We start from the raw sequence: 19,673 nt of genomic DNA on the forward strand, positions 1-19,673 counted from the left end.
TATTTATGCTTTAGCTGTATTCCTTACTTTCGTTTGATAAACCACATTTGGTTTAGTACCAACATGTTCAAGTAAGTGATAAGCTCTATTATCTTCTTTTAAAGTGGCTATTTGGCTGTCTTTATCATTTATGTCACCGAATACCATAGCACTATTTCCACAAGCTGCAGAACATGCTGTTTGAAATTCTCCATCTTTAATTTCACGCCCATCACGCTTTGCATCTAAAATGGTCTTCTGAGTCTTTTGGATACAGAATGAACATTTCTCCATTACACCTCTTGAACGTACCGTAACATCTGGATTCAACACCATACGGCCTAAATCGTCATTCATGTAATAATCAAACTCATCATTCTTATTGTATAAGAACCAATTGAATCGACGTACTTTATAAGGACAGTTGTTTGCACAGTAACGTGTACCAACACATCTGTTATATGCCATGTGGTTTTGACCTTGACGCCCGTGAGCAGTGGCTGCAACAGGACAAACTGTTTCACAAGGAGCGTGATTACAATGTTGGCACATTACAGGTTGAAAAGCTACTTGTGGGTTATCCGCTGGTCTTTCCATTTCACCAAATTCGCTTAATGAGCTTCCTAAACCAGAAATGTTGTCTTTCTTCTTATTATCGCCTTCAAATGATTCTTCAGAAGAATAATACCTATCAATTCTTAACCAGTGCATATCTCTACTGCGTCTCATTTCTGTCTTACCTACAACTGGTACATTGTTCTCAGCATGACAAGCAATTACACATGCTCCGCATCCTGTACATGCATTCAAGTCTATGGAAAGGTTAAAATGATGACCGATAGAACGATCGAACTCATCCCATAAATCTACCTCTGGGGAAGTTACAGGAGTTTCAATATGATTTAAAGATACCTCAGGAACTTTATTCCAAACTTTTTTATCCTTGGTATTAAATACTTCTAATGTTGTTTCTTTAATAATGTCACCACGACCCATTAAAGTATTATGTAATTGTACACATGCAAACTCGTGCATTCCAGATACCTTACTAATACTAACATTTTGAACCGTACTAAAGTTTTGGTATAAAGGATATGCATTAACTCCTGTTTGCATTTCTGATTTCAACCCTGCCGTTCTACCATATCCCAAAGATAAACCTACAGACCCTTTAGCTTGACCAGGTTGAACGATAACTGGGACATTGGATATTGTCACACCATTCACAGTAATATCTGCATAACTACCATTTAGACCTCCATTAGCAACATTTTCATTTACTAAGCCCATTGAATCAGCATCAGACTTGGATACTGTTAAATAATTATCCCAAGTTGTTCTAGTAATAGGATCAGGGAATTCTTGAAGCCATGGATTATTTGCCTGTTGACCATCACCCATACCTACTTTTGTGTAGAGTGATAATTCTAAATCACCTCCTTTTGCAGAAGATGCTAAGGCCACAGCAGCATTTGTGCTTGGTGTTTCAATAGTTTCATCAACCACAGTTTGAGAACTATTCTCGCTTGAAGATTCAGCAATAAAGTATCCATTTTGAACAGCATTATTAAAAGACTCACCTCCAAGAATATCAGCCGTCCAAACTTCTTTAATATAATCTCTGTATGAAGAAGCATTTCCATTCCATGCTAATAGTACTTCCTGAAATTGTTTTGTATCAAATAAAGGACGGATAGTTGGTTGCATCATTGAATAATGCCCAGATTTCGTTTCTACATCTCCCCAAGATTCTAAGAAATGAGGCGCTGCAGCAATATATTGGCAATTGCTAGACGTTTCGTCTTGCTTCATAGAAAACGCAACTGAAACATCTGTTTTTGCTAATCCTTCCGCAAAGTCTGAAGCATTTGGTAATGTATACATTGGATTAACACCATAGGTTATAAGTGCTCCAACTTTACCCGCTTTCATATCAGCAACTAACTGCATTACTGCTTTATTATTACCCTGTCTTGTTTTTATCGTTGTTTTTGAATCAAAAGCTTTACTGTTTAAATATTCATTTAATTCTAAAACTACTGTCTGTGCATTAACATCTTGTATTCCAGTTACAACAACTCCATTACTACCTGCCGCACTTAATTCTTTTGCAGCAGCCTTAACTGCACTATCAATAGCTCCAGGTAAATTAGCTCCACCTGAAGAATTGCCAGTTACATAGCTATATAGTTTAGCAAGTGCTAATCTTTGCTCACTTGGTTTTAATGGTACTCTTTCGTCAGCGTTGGCACCTGTAAGAGACATATTTGATTCAAATTGAATATGACGAGACATTTTCCCATGATCTGGAATACGTCCTTTGGCATAGCCAGAATCAAATCCTCCACCTTGCCAATCTCCCAAGAAATCGGCCCCAACAGAAACAATGGTTTTAGCTTTAGAGAAATCATAATTGGCCATTCCTCTTGAACCATATTTTGCCTGATATGCATCCAAAGTAGCAGACTCAGAAACTGCATCATAAACAACATGACGAACATTACCATACTTCTCAGTAAACTCCCCTATCAGTTTATGGGTAGAAGGACTTGCTATAGTTTGTGTTAACAAAACAATCTCCTTGCCATCAGCAAGGGAACTTAACTTTTTAGAAGTTTCAGACATAAATGAACTCCAAGAAATCTCGGTATCACTTTTCATTGGCGACTTAACTCTCAAACTGTCGTAAAGTCCTAAAATTGAAGCGTTAACTCTTGCATTTGCCGTCCCATTAGTGACAACATCTGTATTATTCTCAATTTTAATTGGGCGACCTTCTCGTGTTTTTACCAAAATACTTGCAAAATCATAACCGTTTGCTATTGTTGTAGCGTAATAGTTTGCAACACCGGGAATAATTTCCGTTGGCTGAACTACATAAGGTATTGATTTAATTACAGGGCCCTCACATGCAGCAAGAGATGCGGCAGCGGTACTAAACCCAACGTATTTTAAGAAATCACGACGCGATGTAGATGAAGATTCTAATGATTCTTTATCTCCTAAAAATTCATCCGTTGGAATCTCTTCCACAAATTCATTTTGTTGTAGCGTCTCAACAATAGAGCTGTTTTCATTTAGCTCTTCAACACTTTTCCAGTATTTCTTGTTTGATGACATATAATTCTGAATTACTTCTTAATTTCTTTGTATTAATAATGACACTTACCACATTCTAAACCTCCCATTTGAGCAGCTGTTAGTTGCTCAACACCATATTTCTTAGAAAGTTGTTCGTGTATTTTAGTATAATATCCATTATCCTTAACCTTCACATTTGTTTCTCTATGACAATTGATACACCAACCCATAGTTAATGGAGAATGCTGGTACATAATTTCCATTTCCTCTACCGGTCCATGACATGTTTGACACTCTATACCTGCAACCGAAACGTGCTGAGAATGATTGAAATATGCAAAATCTGGTAAATTATGAATGCGAATCCATTTTACTGGCTGTGTTTCACCAGTGTATCCAGTTCCATCCCATCCAACTGCCTCATATAATTTTTGGATTTCAGCATTGTAGTCTACACCATATTCTTTAATACCTTCTTGCTGTGTTTCTGCCGCAACCTCACCGATAGCCTTATGACAGTTCATACAAATATTTAAAGCAGGTATACCAGAGTGCTTACTAACTCTTGCAGAAGAATGACAATATTTACAATCAATAGCATTATCACCAGCATGTATCCTATGTGAATAATGAATTGGCTGAACTGGTTCATAACCTTGATTTATACCTACTTGCATCAAATAACCATATACAAAATATCCACTTGCTAATAAAAAAAATATTGCAGTTACTAAAACTAAGAATTGATTTTGGATGAAGGCTTTCCATATAGGTGTGCGCTTCTCTTCAACAACGGTCTCTATTCCTTTTGCTTCAGCAAAACGATTTAACGTTCGTTTTACTAAAATAAGGGCCAATGCCAATAGGGCAAATAACACAGCTAACGCACCTAAAATAAGATTGTTTGAAATACCTGGCTCTTGAACTATAACATCTGCACCTGCATCAACTACAACAGGGGCTGGTGGTGGAGCAGCCGTGTAGGCTAAAATATTCGTGATATCTTGATCACTTAATTGTGGAAATGCATTCATCGCAACTTGATTCCACTCGTTATAAATCTTGTTCGCATAAGTATCACCAGATTTAATCAAAGCCGAACTATTACGAATCCAATTATTAATCCATTCTCTGTCTAATCCTTCTTCCTCTATTAATCGCTGCTCAACGTTTGCTAACGCAGGCCCTGTCATTGGTTTGTTTAATTTATGACAAGCGGCACAATTGGCGTTGAATAAAGATTTTCCTTGAGCTACATCCCCTTCTTGGGCGCTTAGTGAAGTTGAAACCGTAAGTAATATTATAAAACCGAGACTAAGAATCTTTGAGGTTAAATTACGGCAGATAACGTGTTTCATATTTTAAGTTGAATTATCTTCTAAACTTTGGTATGATTTTTTCTATAAATAGAACAAAAATCATGTTTGCAAAAACTCCCGCAAAAGTAAGATATAAAGTCGATTTTAGAAATCTTAGAGAAGTGTTAATATATAATTTATAATTATTCTAAATAAGTTTTTAAAATCAAATTCATTCAATGTTATACCTTTGCACTTAAATAGACAATTATGAAGTTAAAAATCAATACAATAAGCACATTCTTCATTATAGTTTTCGCTTCGTTTGCAGCTAATGCGCAACAAGGTGAAGTAATAATAGACCAAGATAAAGACATTGAAAAATTACTAGAATTTAAAAAAGATATAAAAACCAACAAGACCTTTAAAATTCAGGTTTTTCAGAGTGTAGATCCTGATAGAGCTCAAAAAGAAAAATCTAATTTTTTAAATGCATTTGGAGATTGGCCTGCAGAAATACACTGGAATACACCCAACTATAAAGTATGGGTTGGTAATTTTACAACAAGACTTGAAGCAGATAGAGCCTTAATGAGAATTAAAAAGAAATATATGAATGCCATAATATTTCAACCCAAATCTGGAAAATAAAAGCATAAAAAAGGCAATCAATTTGATTGCCTTTTTATTTCTGTTAAAGCATGTTATTTGAGTTTCTTTTTAACCTCGACTTCTTGGAATGCTTCAATTACATCTCCTTCCTTGATATCATTATAACCTTTAACTTGCATACCACAATCGTATCCCTTAGATACTTCTTTAACGTCATCCTTAAATCTTTTTAGCGATGTTAATTCACCGGTATGTGCAACAACACCGTCTCTAATTAATCGGATTCCAGAATTTCTAAAGATTTTACCATTAGTTACCATACAACCTGCAATAGTTCCGATTTTAGAAATTTTAAATGTTTCTCTAATTTCAGCTGTACCAGTAATCTCTTCTTTGAGCTCTGGAGACAACATTCCTTCCATGGCATCTTTAAGATCATTGATAGCATCATAAATAATTGAATATGTTCTGATATCAATTTCTTCCTTATCTGCAATCATTCTAGCGTTACCAACTGGTCTTACATTAAATCCTACAATAACTGCATCAGATGCTGAAGCCAAAAGCACATCGCTCTCAGTAATTGCACCTACTCCTTTATGTATAATATTTACTTGAATTTCTTCAGTTGAAAGTTTTTGGAAAGAATCTGTTAATGCTTCAACAGAACCATCAACATCACCCTTAAGTATTATGTTCAACTCTTGGAAATCTCCTAAAGCAATACGTCTACCTATCTCATCTAATGTAATATGACGTTGCGTTCTAACAGATTGTTCTCTTTGTAACTGAGTACGTTTTGTTGCTATTTGCTTAGCTTCACGCTCATCTTCAAATACATTAAACTTATCACCTGCTTGTGGCGCACCATCTAATCCCAATATAGATACTGGAGTAGACGGACCAGCTTCCGTAACTTGATTACCACGTTCATCATGCATTGCCTTAACCTTTCCGCTATTTTTACCAGCTAACACATAATCCCCTACTTTTAATGTACCTGCTTGAACCAAAATTGTAGAAACATAACCTCTACCTTTATCTAAATAGGCTTCAACAACAGTACCGTTAGCTGGCTTATTTGGATTTGCTTTTAATTCTAAAAGTTCTGCTTCAAGTAATACTTTTTCAAGTAATTCTTTTACGCCTGTACCTAATTTTGCAGAAATATCATGAGATTGAATCTTTCCTCCCCAATCCTCTACTAATAAATTCATGTTTGCTAAACCTTCCTTCACCTTATCTGGATTAGCGTCTGGCTTATCTATTTTATTGATTGCAAAAACAATTGGTACACCTGCTGCTTGCGCATGTGAAATTGCCTCTTTTGTTTGAGGCATTATCGCATCATCTGCTGCCACAACTATAATTGCTATATCCGTTACTTGAGCTCCACGTGCACGCATGGCCGTAAAAGCTTCGTGACCTGGAGTATCCAGAAATGCGATTTTTTGACCATTTGACAGCTCTACTCCATAAGCACCGATATGTTGCGTAATACCACCCGACTCACCGGCAATCACATTTTCTTCACGTATGTAATCCAGTAATGAAGTCTTACCATGATCAACATGCCCCATAACCGTTACAATTGGCGCTCTTGATTCTAAATCCTCTGGATTATCCTGAGCTTCCTCAATTGCTTCTTCAATATCTGCAGTTACAAACTCAACCTCATAACCAAACTCTTCCGCCACAATTGATAATGTTTCTGCATCAAGTCTTTGATTCATCGTTACCATCATACCAAGTGACATACATGCAGATATTACTTCAGTTACACCAACATCCATCATTGTTGCAACCTCACTTACAGTTACAAATTCTGTTACTTTAAGAATTTTACTTTCAGCAGCTTCAGCTTGCAATTCTTTTTCAGACTGCTCTCTATGTTGATCTCTTTTTTCTCTGCGGTATTTCGCTCCTTTACCCTTATTAGACTTTCCTTGAAGTTTTTCTAGTGTTTCTCGGATTTGTTTTTGAACTTCCTCTTCACTTGGCTCTTCCTTTAGAGGTTTTGGCCTGGGTGCACCTCTTCCTTTTTGTCCTTTTCTATTATCGTAATTTGGCCTACCACTATCTGCGCCACCTTTACTTATTCTACGTCTTTTTCGTTTACTACTACTTTCCTTAGATTCAGGTGTCTTATCTTCTTTCTTCTTTTTAGGCTTATTAAATTGAGATAAATCTATTTTTTTACCTGTTGAAGTCGGGCCTGATAGCTTCTTATATTTTGTTTTTAATTTTTCTTCTAACGGTTCTTCTAATGACTTTTCCGCATCCTCCTTCTTAACAGGTTTTTTCTCTACAACCTCATCAGTTTCTTTAGATTGTTCAGCCTTAGCCTTGGTCTTAGGTTTTTCAGCAACAGGCTCTGCTTTAACCTTAGGTTTTTCTTCATCTTTTTTCTCAGTTGGTTTATCTAAATCTATTTTACCAACTTTTTTAGGACCACTTAAATCTACTTTAGCCTTAACAACAGTTTCTATTACTGTCTCATCTTGCTTTTGCTTCTCCTCAATCTCGCGTTCACGCTCTTCACGAAGTTTCTCCTTTTCCTTAAGTTTTGCTTCACTTACTTCTTGGGCCTTCTCACGCTTAGTTGCATCCGTCTGGAATTCATCTGAAAGCGTATCATAAACCTCTTGTGAAATTTTTGTATTAGGACTTTTCTCTATCTCAATACCTTTAGATTCTAAAAAATCAACAGCACGATCTAGTGAGATATTTAATTCCCTTAATACTTTATTTATTCTTATTTGAGCCATAAATTGCCTGTAATATAACTTAAAATTGTTTTATAGCAATTCAACTAAAAAATGTTAGGGTTGAATTGGTATTAATCCTCAAACTCTTCTTTCAGAATTTTGATAACTTCTATAATTGTTTCTTCTTCTAAATCAGTCCGCTTCACTAAATCTTCAACATCTTGCTCTAAAACGCTTTTTGCGGTGTCCAAACCAGCCTTGCTAAATTCATCTATTATCCATCCATCAATTTCGTCACTAAACTCAGAGAGTTCAACATCTTCTTCAGCACCTTCTCTAAATACATCGATCTCGTAACCCGTAAGTTGACCAGCTAATCTAATATTATGTCCGCCTCTACCAATTGCCTTAGAAACCTCCTCTGGTTTAAGAAGAACTTCTGCCCTCATGGTTTCTTCATCTAACTTCAAAGAAGTTACTCTTGCCGGACTAAGAGCTCTCGTAACAAACAATTGAATATTGTTAGTGTAATTAATAACATCAATATTCTCATTTCCTAACTCTCTTACAATACCATGAATTCTAGAACCTTTCATACCAACACAAGCTCCAACTGGATCAATTCTATCATCATATGAATCAACTGCAACTTTAGCTTTTTCACCAGGTATGCGAACTACCTTCTTAACTGTAATTAAACCATCAAAAACTTCTGGTATTTCCTGTTCGAATAATTTTTCTAAAAACACTGGAGAAGTCCTTGACATAATAATTGCAGGTTTGCTTCCTTTTAATTCCACACTTTCAATAATACCTCTAACATTTTCACCTTTTCTAAAGAAATCCGATGGTATTTGTCTATCCTTAGGTAATATTATTTCATTACCCTCATCATCTAAAAGTATAATTGCCCTATGACGTATATGGTGCACTTCTGCAGTGTAAATCTCTCCTTCTAATTCCTTAAATTGCTTGTAGATATTTGTGTTATCGTGTTCGTGTATTTTAGCTATAAGGTTTTGTCTCAAAGCTAAAATTGAACGTCTACCCAAATCAACCAGTTTTACTTCTTCAGCAACATCTTCCCCAACCTCAAAATCTGGTTCAATTTTTTGAGCTTCAGATAGTTCAATCTCTTGGTTTGGTTCTTCTACTTCTCCATCTGCAACAACAATTCGATTTCTCCATATTTCCAAATCCCCTTTATCTGGATTGATAATTATATCAAAGTTATCATCATCGCCATACTTTTTCTTTAAAGCATTGCGCAACACATCTTCTAGAATCGCCATGAGCGTAACTCTATCAATTAACTTATCATCCTTAAATTCCGAAAATGATTCTATCAACGCTACATTTTCCATAATTGAATTGATTAAAATTTTATTTTAACTTTTGCTTCTTTTATATCCTCAAAAGAAATATTAGCTTCTTTTGTTACTGTTATTTTACCCTTACCGACAGGCTTTGGTTCTCTTGTTTTCCATTTTAATAAAACACTCTCTTCACTAACTTCTGTCAATTCTCCCTCTACTTTTACACCACCGATTGTTTTGACTTCTAAATTTCTACCGACATGCCTTTTATACTGCCTAGGCAAAACTAATGGCGAACTTGCACCTGAAGACGTAACCTCTAATGCAAAATCTTGCTCTTCTCTGTCTAAGTTGTGTTCAATTACCCTACTCACAAAAATGCAGTCTTCTACAAGAACTCCATTATCACCATCTAAAACTACTCTTATCGTGTTGTCTGGAAGTATTTCAAAATCAATTAGAAACAAATCATTTCGCTCATTTAGAGCATTCTCTAATAAATTTCTTACAGTTTCCTTAAACATTTCTTGATATAAAAAGAGAGGACTTTTCGTCCTCTCACTCATTCATTTCTTAAATAACACTGCAAATATACAATATTTATAGATTTTTCAAAGGTTATGCAAGTGGAATTATTTTCTTAAATTTATTAGGCTAACATAATATCAATAACTATGAATAGAATACTAGTCCCAACAGATTTTTCTGAACAGGCCGAAAATGCATTAAAAGTTGCTGCCATATTAGCCAAATCTCATGATGCTGAAATCTATTTACTTCACATGATGGAAATCCCCATGCAACAAATAGATCCCATAAATGCCCTGAGTGATGTTCCGGAGGTTTTATTTTTTATGAAATTAGCTCATAAAAAATTCGACGATCTTATAGCAAGTGATTTTTTAAAGGGTATTACAGTACACGAAACTGTAAAGGCCGATATCACATTCAATGAAATAAAGGAAGCCTGCAAGGAATTTGACATTGACTTAATTATAATGGGTTCTCATGGTGCCACTGGCATCAAGGAGATGTTTGTTGGTTCTAATGCTGAAAAAGTGGTGAGAACGTCTGAAGTCCCTGTTCTTGTTATTAAAAAGGAACATGAGTCCTTTAAAATATCTGATTTTGTATTCGCATCAGATTTTAAAAATGACAATAAAGAAACCTACAAACAGGCTGTTAAATTTGCCGAGTCTATAAATGCCAAAATTCATTTATTATTGGTTAACACAGCAAGTAATTTTTTGACTACCTCAGAAGCCAACAAAAGAATTCACAACTTTATATCCGAACAGACCTTTAATAATTACACCACAAATGTATATAACGACATAAGTATTGAACAAGGAATATTAAATTTTTCAAAAGAAATTGATGCAGATTTAATTGGTATAAGCACACATGGCAGACAAGGCATTGCACATTTCTTTAATGGCAGTATAAGTGAAGATTTAGTAAATCATGCCAAAAGGCCTGTTATAACATTCAAAATTCAGGGAACTATTCTATAAAACAAAAAATCCTAATCTGTACGATTAGGATTTTTTGTTGGCCTACTAGGGCTCGAACCTAGACTCTTCTGGACCAAAACCAGACGTGTTGCCAGTTACACCATAGGCCAATCTCCCAAAATTGAGGATGCAAATTTATAACAAAGATTTTCTTAGGCAAAAAAAAACTAAAAAAATAATTTAAATTACTTAACGTTAACTTAAAAACTTATGCTGTATTGTAATTATTAGTAAATTCGCCAGCATCATAAAGGACGGATTTTTCATGGGAGATTTTAGCTTTAAAAAGTGGAACACAATATTAGGTTGGCTTGTATTTGCTATTGCCTTTGTAGTTTATGCACTAACTATAGAACCTACGGTTAGTTTTTGGGATGCAGGTGAATATATATTAACATCGTCTAAGTTACAAGTTGGACACCCACCAGGAGCACCTCTGTTTCAGATGATGGGCGCATTCTTCTCAACGTTTGCCCTAGAACCTTCTCAGATTGGAATGCTATTAAATATGATGAGTGCAGTGGCAAGTGCCTTTACAATACTTTTTATGTTTTGGACCATAAGCATTCTTCTTGTTAAACTCGTAAATTATAAAAAAGACTCGAGCCAAAGTAAGGGTATGGCAATTTTAGGTAGTGGATTAGTTGGAAGCTTAGCTTTTACGTTTACAGATTCATTTTGGTTTAATGCTGTAGAAACAGAAGTATATGCAATGGCAACCTTAATAATGGCTATAATGTTTTACTTGGCTTTGCGCTGGGAACAAGATATGCACAAGCCTAGAGGTAATCGCTGGCTAATTTTAATTGCCTTTGTAATTGGATTGTCCTTCGGTGTTCACTTTATGGGATTATTGACTATTCCAGCCATTGGCCTTATCTATTATTTTAAAAATTACAAGACCATTACTGTTAAGAACTTTATTCTGGCAAATATTATATCTGCCGCAATTCTACTCTTTATATTTAAACTCCTTTTACCATCTACCTTGAAGCTTTTTGGATACCTCGAAGTTTTCTTTGTAAACTCAATTGGATTGCCATTTAATTCCGGAACAATTATTACAGGGCTTTTAGTAATTGGGTTGTTCTATTATGGTCTAAACTTTACTCGGAAAAAAGGTATGATTCATACCAATACATTAGTACTCTGTTTAATGTTTATATTCATCGGATTTTCATCTTGGATGATGCTCCCAATAAGAGCTAACGCTAATGTTATTATAAATGAGAATGATCCATCGGATGCTAGAGAACTACTAGCATATTACAATCTTGAGCAATATCCAGAGACCCATCTTTTTTATGGGCCTCAATTCACTGAAATTTACTCAGGTCAAGATGAAGATGAACCGTTTGTAGACGATAAGAAAAATTATGAAAAAGATGAGAAAAAAGGTAAATATATAATTATAAATGATTGGGAAAAAAGTAAACAAAACTACAATCATGACCACGCTTCCATTCTACCTAGAATGTGGAGTGCAGAACATGCAGAGAATTATATGATGTTCACGGGATTAATAGATTTTAAGGTCGACCCTACAATTCAAACACGCGCATATAATGAGGCTATGAATGCTGGTATACCAGAAGAACAATCAAGTCAATATGCTCTACAAGAAAAACGAAGAGTGGATCAAATTGTTAGCGATTTTAGAATGCGTGTTGCCCAAGGAGAGATAGATTATGAAGGATATGATAAGTTCTTAAGGTCTTACGCTCAACGCTATCTAATTGTAGAAAAACCGTCCTTTATTGACAACCTAGCTTATATGTTTCAATATCAATTTGGATACATGTACTGGAGATATTTTATGTGGAATTTCACAGGGAGGCAAAACGACATTCAAGGTAAATTTGATGACTTCAACGGAAATTGGATTTCTGGTATAAAATTCATCGACGAATTCCATTTGGGTATGTCACAGGATAACTTACCAACTGATGTTTTAGAAAACAAAGCAAGAAACACATATTATTTTCTACCATTTTTGTTAGGACTGATTGGTTTCTTTTTCCTTCTTAATATAGATAAAAATAGATTTTGGGTATTATTGGTGTTCTTTCTTCTAACTGGAATAGCTATACAATTTTATACTAATGTAAGACCTTTTGAACCTCGCGAACGTGACTACTCCGTCGTCGGTTCATTTTATGTATTTGCTATATGGATAGGGTTTGGAGTATACGCATTGTATGATTTATTAAAGGAGAATGTTAAAACTAAGTTACTTGCACCTTCTATTACTCTAGTTTGCCTAATTATTGTACCTGGAATCCTTATGGCAAAAAATTGGGATGATCATGACAGATCTGGGAAATATACTGCCAATGCAATGGCTAGAAAGTATTTAGAGTCTTGCGCGCCTAATTCCATTCTATTCACCATTGGTGATAATGATTCCTTCCCACTATGGTATCTTCAAGAAATTGAAGGTGTTCGTACCGATGTAAGGGTAGTTAATACAAGTTTATTCCAAACAGACTGGTACATTGACCAAATGAAACGAAAGGCATATGAAAGTGATCCTATACCTTCACAACTTACACATGAGCAGTATCGAGCAGGAACCAGAGACGTAATTATTTATAGAGAAATTAGTGAGCGAATCGCTAAAGATACTCTTGATATAAAAAGGTTTATGGAGTTTGTATCTAGCGAAAAACCAAATACAAAACTTAAGTTTGTGGTTGAAAATATGGGTGAAGACCCCAGACAATACCCGAAACATCTTCTTAATTCTAATTACTTTCCAACAAGAAACATCCGTATTACGGTTAATAAGGAAGAGGTGCTAAAAAATGGTGTGGTTAAAGCGAAAGATGCAGACAAAATTGTAGACAATTTATATACTAGAATTGGTGGTGGATATATTTATAAAAATCGATTGTTAATGCTAGATATCATAGCAAACAATAATTGGGAACGACCAATTTATTTTACGGGAGGTGCATTTGGTGATGAGGATTATATTTGGTTAAAAGACTATTTGCAATTGGATGGCATGTGCTATAAACTTGTACCTATACGCACTCCTGTAGACAAAGCCAACCCATATGATATGGGACGGGTAGATGCCGAATTAATGTATGAAAAAGTTAAGAATTGGAAATGGGGCGGAAGTGGTGAAGATATTTATCATGATATTGAAACAAGACGCAATGGTATCACGTATAGAGGTAATATCGCAAGATTATTAGAACAATTAATTAATGATGGTGAATTAGAAATGGCCGAAGAAATGGCCGATTTGGCAATGGAAAAAATGCCTGTAGATACATTTGGATTCTACTCATTATTGGAGCCCTACATGAGTGCATACTACGAAATTGGAAATGATGAAAAGGGTAGAAATTTATTTAATGATGTTGTCAGAAAATTTCAGGAGAATTTAATTTTCCTAAGTGGTTTGTCATTAGAGAATCAAGAAAAATACATCGAAGAGATTTATACGGACATTCAACGGTATAGAGCAATGGTAGATGTTTTAGTTGTCTATGACCAAGAATTTGCGCTTGAGGAAACAAAAAAATTCAATGGCTATTTGAGATTGTTTGACGCATTATTAGGACCAGCACTCCAAGATACTGAACCAAGGACTGATTTAGACATTAATGATTTGCTTGAGGATAGCGATACAACAATTACTCCTGAAGAAGAATAAATTATGCAAATTATACCAGCCAAAACTCCGGGATTTGTTAAATCACTATTTCCCAATTTGGTCTGGAATATTTCTACTGATAAAAAGGAACTTTACCTCACTTTTGACGATGGACCTACACCAATAATTACAGATTGGTTGTTAGATTTGCTATCTCAATATAATGCAAAAGGGACTTTTTTTTGTATTGGTAATAATATTGAAAAAAATCCTCAATTATTTTTAAAAATTATCGCAAATGGTCACGCCGTTGGCAATCATACTTATAACCACTTAAAAGGCTGGAAACACAAAACAAAAAATTACATTGATGATATACAACAGACCAATCAAATAATGAATTCTCTGAAATTAAATGACGGTAAAAAATTATTCAGACCACCTTATGGCAAGTTCAAATCAAAACAAAGTAAAAAACTACAAGCCCTAGGCTATAAAATAATTATGTGGGACGTTTTATCTTATGATTGGGATAAAACAGTTAATGAAGAAGACTGTTTAAACAATATCATCTCTTCGGCTAAAGAGGGTAGTATAATTGTAATGCATGACAGTATTAAAGCTTCAAAAAATTTAAAAGCCGTATTACCCAAACTATTAAAACATTACACAGACCAAGGATTTGTTTTTAAGGCGCTTCCTTAAATATATTCCTGAATGATTTCAATAAGTGAATTAGCGTCTTGTTCACCACTATGACGCCATTTCATTTCACCATTTTTATAAATAATAAGTGTGGGTAGACCTTTTACACGTAACGCCTCGGCTAGCTCTTTATTTTTATCTACATCTATTTTTATCACTTTAGCTTTATCACCAAGTGCAGCCGCCACATCTCTTAGGATAGGATGCATGGCTATGGATTCTTCATTCCATTCAGTGTAGAAGTCTAATAGAACCGGAATTTCCACATCTATTAATTCTCCAAATTTTGACATAAGATATAATTTTAGTCAAACGAGTTATACAAACCTACATAAAATTCTTAAAGAATTTTTATGTATGTATTTTACGAGCTACAATAAAAATAAACAATTGTTTGCAATTATGCCTCTTTTTGACCTTTTTTAAGCTCTATTACAGTTATTTCTGGCCATATCCCAACACGTCCTGGAAAAGCCAAATATCCAAACCCTCGATTTACATTTATATATTGACCTAGTTCTTCATAAATACCTGCCCAATATTTATACCGCCATTTTACAGGACTCCACTTAAACCATCCTGGAATCTCAATTCCAAACTGCATACCATGTGTATGACCACTTAAGGTTAAATGATAATGGTAGTCATCATTAATTACTTGTTCTTCCCAATGACTAGGATCGTGAGTAAGTAATATTTTAAAATCTTCTTTGCTTATATTACTTGATGCTTTTTTAAGGTCACCTGCTTTTTTAAATCCGCCCTTGCCCCAATTTTCAACACCAACAAGTGCTATTCGCTCACCTTCTTTTTCAATAAATCTATTTTCATTTAGCAATAAATCAAATCCAATTTCCTTTTGAATAACTTTTAAATTCTCTAGATTTTGCTTTTTCTCTTCACCAGAATCCCATCGCACATAATCACCATAATCGTGATTTCCTAAAATAGAATATAGTCCATCTTTTGCATTTAAATTTTTAAAGATGTCTATATATGGTTTCATTTCTTCTGCCTTATCATTTACCATATCTCCAGTAAACAATATGACGTCACTTTCTTGCTTATTGATTAAATCAATAGCATATTCTACCTTTTTAATGTTGTCGAAACTACCTGAATGTATATCACTGATTTGGGTTAACCTATAACCATCAAATGCCTGTGGTAAATCTTCAAAATACAATGTGTATTTTAAAACTTTGAAATTATACTTCCCTTTATACATACCATATAAAATTGATGCAAATGGTATAGCAGCCAATCCAAGTCCAATCTGACTAATGAAACTTCTTCGTGAAGGAAAGTGCTTAATTTGGTTTCCACTAGCACTGTCATCTTGCATAAAATAACTGTAGATCCCTTGTGGTACTCTAAACACATCTTCAGCAAACATCAATGTCATTAAAATAAGCTTTGGGACCACCAATGCAATTAAAAAACCAACAGCCAATGCATTAGATTGAGAAAAACCGCTACTTCGATTAAAACCGTAAAACTGAAAAATAAAATTTCCGATTACTACCACAGTAAAAATCCAATAAATGGCATACCACCAATTACTTTTTGTAACTGTTTTTAATGATTGAAAAGCATAGTAATCAGCTATCCCAATAAGAGCTACAAAAATTATCCAACGAATCATAGTAAAAATTTAATTTTCAAAATTAAGCATCTACTTTTTTTCTTGTCTTATGAAATTGTTAAAGCTTTTAATTTTAAGATCATCAATGGTTTGTATTTCTTTTAATCTTAAATCATCAGATAAAAAATATATCCACTTACATTGCCCAGGATACAAGTCGAAGAAGTTCTCATGGAACCAACCCTTATATTTTGTAGACAAAAAGACATCTTTTTGATACGTGTCCGATGAAATAATAACTTTAATGCCATTATCCATTTTTACAAATTGGGAATTAAAATCATCCTGTCTTAGTTTTAATTCTTTTGGCTTTACAAAGAAAAAGTGCTCACCAAAAGTATCGAATCGAGCGTCAAAATAAATCTCATCTTTGGGAAAATTAATTTGTGATAAAGGGAGTTGATACTTTATATCATTTGAATTACCTTTAACAGTTATTGGTTTGGAATCTTTCCATAATACGTTATTACTATAATCCTTTACAGATACCCATAACAAATCTTCAATAGAATCTAAATTGTCATTAACCAAATACACATTCAGCGTATCATTTTCAATATGAGATGAAATAATTACATCTTCATACGCTTGTGCTATCTTGTATTGCATCGCTTTCCAATTTCCAAAGTAATCTATACTGCTCCATGATACTACTGGCCAACAGTCATTTAGTTGCCAATACAAAGTTCCCATATTGTAAGGTTTTGCCCTACGTTGCGCTTTTACTCCCATGGACATTCCTTTTGCTTGTAACAACTGACTCATATAGACATAATCCTCAGGGTTTTCCGGTACAGGAAAATCGCGCTTCATGTATTCCTCTATAAGTTGAAATCCTCTTGGGTGTTTTTGATGATTTAAAAATTCATATGAATCAATAGAAATAGAATCGCTTTGATTAATATAATGAATAGCCTCCAAACTTGGAAATGACTGAAACCCAAACTCACTCATAAATCGTGGTACATTATCTTCTAAATGTTCAAATGGATATGCATCGTGCCATATCCACCAATCATGAGCGTCTCCTTCTGTTTTATATTTAGGGTTGCCTCGCCCATATTTTGGGGAAGATTCCCAATAATCTATATCCGAAAATTTTGATACAGAATTAGGTAAAATTGAATCAAAGACATTTAAATAATTGGTCCATATTTCATCTTTTTCGACTTCACTTCGACCTTCTTGCCAGCCCCAACGATGCCACGCTTCTGAATTTTCATTATTACCACACCACAGTGCTATTGATGCATAATTTCGTAAACGCTTCACTTGTTGTTCAGCTTCAATTTTTACATTTTCCAAAAAGGCATCATCACCTGGATACATGGCACAAGCGAACATAAAATCTTGCCATACCAGAATACCTTTTTCGTCGCATTTTTCATAAAACAAATTATCTTCGTAAATACCTCCACCCCAAACACGGAGCATATTCATATTTGAGGTTACAACATCATTCAATAATTTCTCATAATTCGCTTTAGTAACCTTATTCTGTAAACTATGTTGTGGAATATAATTAGCACCTTTGGCATAAACCGGTTGGCCGTTTACTTTAAAATAAAAAGACTGACCTATACTATCTTTTTCCGCAACTAATTTAATATCTCGAATACCATATTTAGTTGAAGAACTATCTAATACTTTATTACCATCTTTAACGACAACTTTGACTTTGTATAAATAAGGATCCCCTAAATTATGTGGCCACCATAGTTTAGGGTCTTTTATAATTACAGTTTCCTTTAAACGATTGACTTTCTTATTAACTTTTTTCTCTCTAATAACAGAGTCATTTAAATAAATTAATACTTCATAGTTATTCTCTAGTTTTTGTTTTGATTTCAGAAACAAATCAAATTCAGCTACTGAATCATTTATTATAACATTCTTTGAATACAGTTCATCAATTTTATAATCATTCCAACTTACTAGTTTAATAGGTTTCCAAATACCACAAGTGTTGAGAATTGGCCCCCAATCCCAACCATACTGAAACTGAGCCTTTCTTGTAAATATACGATTACCTGCAGGCAACTCGTAAGATAATTTAGCCTTCTCAATATTTTCGTATTTAGAGGTAGATTCAAATAGAATTCGTAATTCATTTTGCAGTTTTAAAAGCAATTTGACATCGATATTCCAAAATCTAAAGGAGTTGTTAGCTTTTAGAATTAAGCTATCATTTAAATAGACACTTGCGTAAGTATCTAGACCCTCAAAATTAAGTGTAAAATGTTTTCTTTTAAGTGATTCTTCATCTAAACTAAAGGTTGTTTTATATTCCCAATCTTTTTCAGAAACCCATTGTACATTCTTCTCATTATCACCAATAAAAGGATCTTCAATGAGGTCATTATCTAACAAATCAGAAAAGACATTACCAGGTACTGTAGCGCCCAACCAAACCGAGTCCTTAACTTGTTTAAATTGCCAATTATTATTTAGCTCAATAGTTATGGGAACATCATGTTTTGGACCACAACTATATACAATAACTATTAAAAATAAGAGACTATAACGCATCTAAAATGTCTTTAATTTTTTTTACATCTGATACGGTTTGCTCTTTTGAAAACAAAGATGTTTTTATAGGAAGACCTATGGAAGCAGAAGCATGAATTTCTTTAAATCCTTCCATTTTAAATTGTTTTGCATTTGTAGCATTGATTCCACTTCCTGGCATAATAATTATTCTGCCATTTGATATATTTTTCGTTTTTTTCAAAAGTTCTATACCTTCAGTAGCGGTCATTTTTTGCCCTGAGGATAAAACGCGTTCTACGCCTAAATCAATTAATTGTTCTAGTGACTCATAAGGATTCACAACCTCATCAAAAGCTCGGTGAAATGTAAATGTCATTGGTTTTGCCAATTCTAATAAATCATTGGTCCTAACTACATCAATAGTTCCATTCTCGTTCAAAATCCCAGACACTATACCATTTACTCCTAATTTTTTACAGATTTCTATATCCTGTTTCATGATTTCGAATTCAGCTTCTGAATACACAAAATTTCCAGATCGTGGGCGAATCAAAACATGAGTTGCTATGTCTAATTCTGTAATTACTTGTTTTATCACACCATAGGATGGTGTTATACCACCGACTGCTAACTCTTGACATAACTCAATACGATGCGCGCCAGCATCTTGGGCGTTTATTGCCGATTGATATGAATTAGTACAAATTTCTAGTAGCAT

General features: G+C 34.3%; 13 protein-coding genes and 1 tRNA gene. 4 read left to right on the plus strand and 10 right to left on the minus strand.

All coding sequences use genetic code 11. The features are described 5' to 3' along the window. Positions 1-3 precede the first annotated feature (3 nt). Together DUZ96_RS02700 and DUZ96_RS02705 are read right to left on the minus strand one after the other, a co-directional pair. Positions 4-3,099, minus strand: coding sequence for a TAT-variant-translocated molybdopterin oxidoreductase (locus DUZ96_RS02700; protein WP_114300296.1), 3,096 nt, complete (start codon positions 3,097-3,099; stop codon positions 4-6). Positions 3,100-3,131: 32 nt separating this feature from the next. After that, positions 3,132-4,418 (minus strand): c-type cytochrome, encoded by a 1,287-nt coding sequence (locus tag DUZ96_RS02705; protein WP_114300298.1) that lies wholly within the window; start codon positions 4,416-4,418, stop codon positions 3,132-3,134. Positions 4,419-4,628: 210 nt separating this feature from the next. On the opposite strand from DUZ96_RS02705, the gene DUZ96_RS02710 reads away from it, so the two are divergent. Further along, entirely contained in the window at positions 4,629-5,009 is a 381-nt protein-coding gene (locus tag DUZ96_RS02710; RefSeq protein ID WP_114300300.1) for an SPOR domain-containing protein, read from the plus strand. A gap of 53 nt (positions 5,010-5,062) precedes the next feature. Here the strand turns inward: DUZ96_RS02710 and infB are convergent, their stop codons facing one another. The 3 genes from infB to rimP form a co-directional block, all read right to left on the minus strand. Then, complete coding sequence (infB, locus tag DUZ96_RS02715; RefSeq protein ID WP_114300301.1) at positions 5,063-7,738, minus strand: translation initiation factor IF-2; 2,676 nt, start codon at positions 7,736-7,738, stop codon at positions 5,063-5,065. Between the two features lie 71 nt (positions 7,739-7,809). Beyond that, entirely contained in the window at positions 7,810-9,042 is a 1,233-nt protein-coding gene (gene nusA, locus DUZ96_RS02720) for a transcription termination factor NusA (protein ID WP_114300303.1), read from the minus strand. 11 nt (positions 9,043-9,053) lie between these two features. Continuing rightward, positions 9,054-9,518, minus strand: a complete 465-nt coding sequence (gene rimP, locus DUZ96_RS02725; RefSeq protein WP_114300550.1) for a ribosome assembly cofactor RimP — start codon at positions 9,516-9,518, stop codon at positions 9,054-9,056. A 150-nt stretch (positions 9,519-9,668) separates the two neighbouring features. Between rimP and DUZ96_RS02730 the strand changes: the two genes are divergently transcribed. Continuing rightward, positions 9,669-10,508 carry a universal stress protein gene (locus DUZ96_RS02730; protein WP_114300305.1) on the plus strand — a complete coding sequence of 280 codons (840 nt, stop codon included), beginning with the start codon at positions 9,669-9,671 and terminating at the stop codon, positions 10,506-10,508. 37 nt (positions 10,509-10,545) lie between these two features. On the opposite strand, the gene DUZ96_RS02735 is transcribed toward DUZ96_RS02730, so the two are convergent. After that, positions 10,546-10,618 (minus strand) — tRNA-Gln (locus DUZ96_RS02735). A gap of 155 nt (positions 10,619-10,773) precedes the next feature. On the opposite strand from DUZ96_RS02735, the gene DUZ96_RS02740 reads away from it, so the two are divergent. Next, complete coding sequence (locus DUZ96_RS02740) at positions 10,774-14,175, plus strand: DUF2723 domain-containing protein (protein ID WP_114300307.1); 3,402 nt, start codon at positions 10,774-10,776, stop codon at positions 14,173-14,175. 3 nt (positions 14,176-14,178) lie between these two features. Beyond that, on the plus strand, positions 14,179-14,820 hold the full coding sequence (locus DUZ96_RS02745; RefSeq protein ID WP_114300309.1) for a polysaccharide deacetylase family protein: 642 nt from the start codon (positions 14,179-14,181) through the stop codon (positions 14,818-14,820). Here the strand turns inward: DUZ96_RS02745 and DUZ96_RS02750 are convergent. The 4 genes from DUZ96_RS02750 to DUZ96_RS02765 all read right to left on the minus strand — a co-directional run bounded on the left by DUZ96_RS02750 (position 14,817) and on the right by DUZ96_RS02765 (position 19,673). Further along, positions 14,817-15,113, minus strand: a complete 297-nt coding sequence (locus tag DUZ96_RS02750) for a co-chaperone YbbN (RefSeq protein ID WP_114300311.1) — start codon at positions 15,111-15,113, stop codon at positions 14,817-14,819. The genes DUZ96_RS02745 and DUZ96_RS02750 overlap by 4 nt on opposite strands. Before the next feature lie 107 nt (positions 15,114-15,220). Next, complete coding sequence (locus tag DUZ96_RS02755; RefSeq protein ID WP_114300312.1) at positions 15,221-16,465, minus strand: metallophosphoesterase; 1,245 nt, start codon at positions 16,463-16,465, stop codon at positions 15,221-15,223. 30 nt (positions 16,466-16,495) lie between these two features. Next, complete coding sequence (locus tag DUZ96_RS02760) at positions 16,496-18,994, minus strand: glycosyl hydrolase 2 galactose-binding domain-containing protein (protein ID WP_114300314.1); 2,499 nt, start codon at positions 18,992-18,994, stop codon at positions 16,496-16,498. Next, positions 18,984-19,673 carry a copper homeostasis protein CutC gene (locus tag DUZ96_RS02765; RefSeq protein WP_114300316.1) on the minus strand — a complete coding sequence of 230 codons (690 nt, stop codon included), beginning with the start codon at positions 19,671-19,673 and terminating at the stop codon, positions 18,984-18,986. The genes DUZ96_RS02760 and DUZ96_RS02765 overlap by 11 nt, the downstream gene beginning before the upstream one ends.

It is taken from the genome of Winogradskyella sp. KYW1333, from assembly GCF_003335675.1.
In the GTDB taxonomy this organism is placed as follows: Bacteria; Bacteroidota; Bacteroidia; order Flavobacteriales; family Flavobacteriaceae; genus Winogradskyella.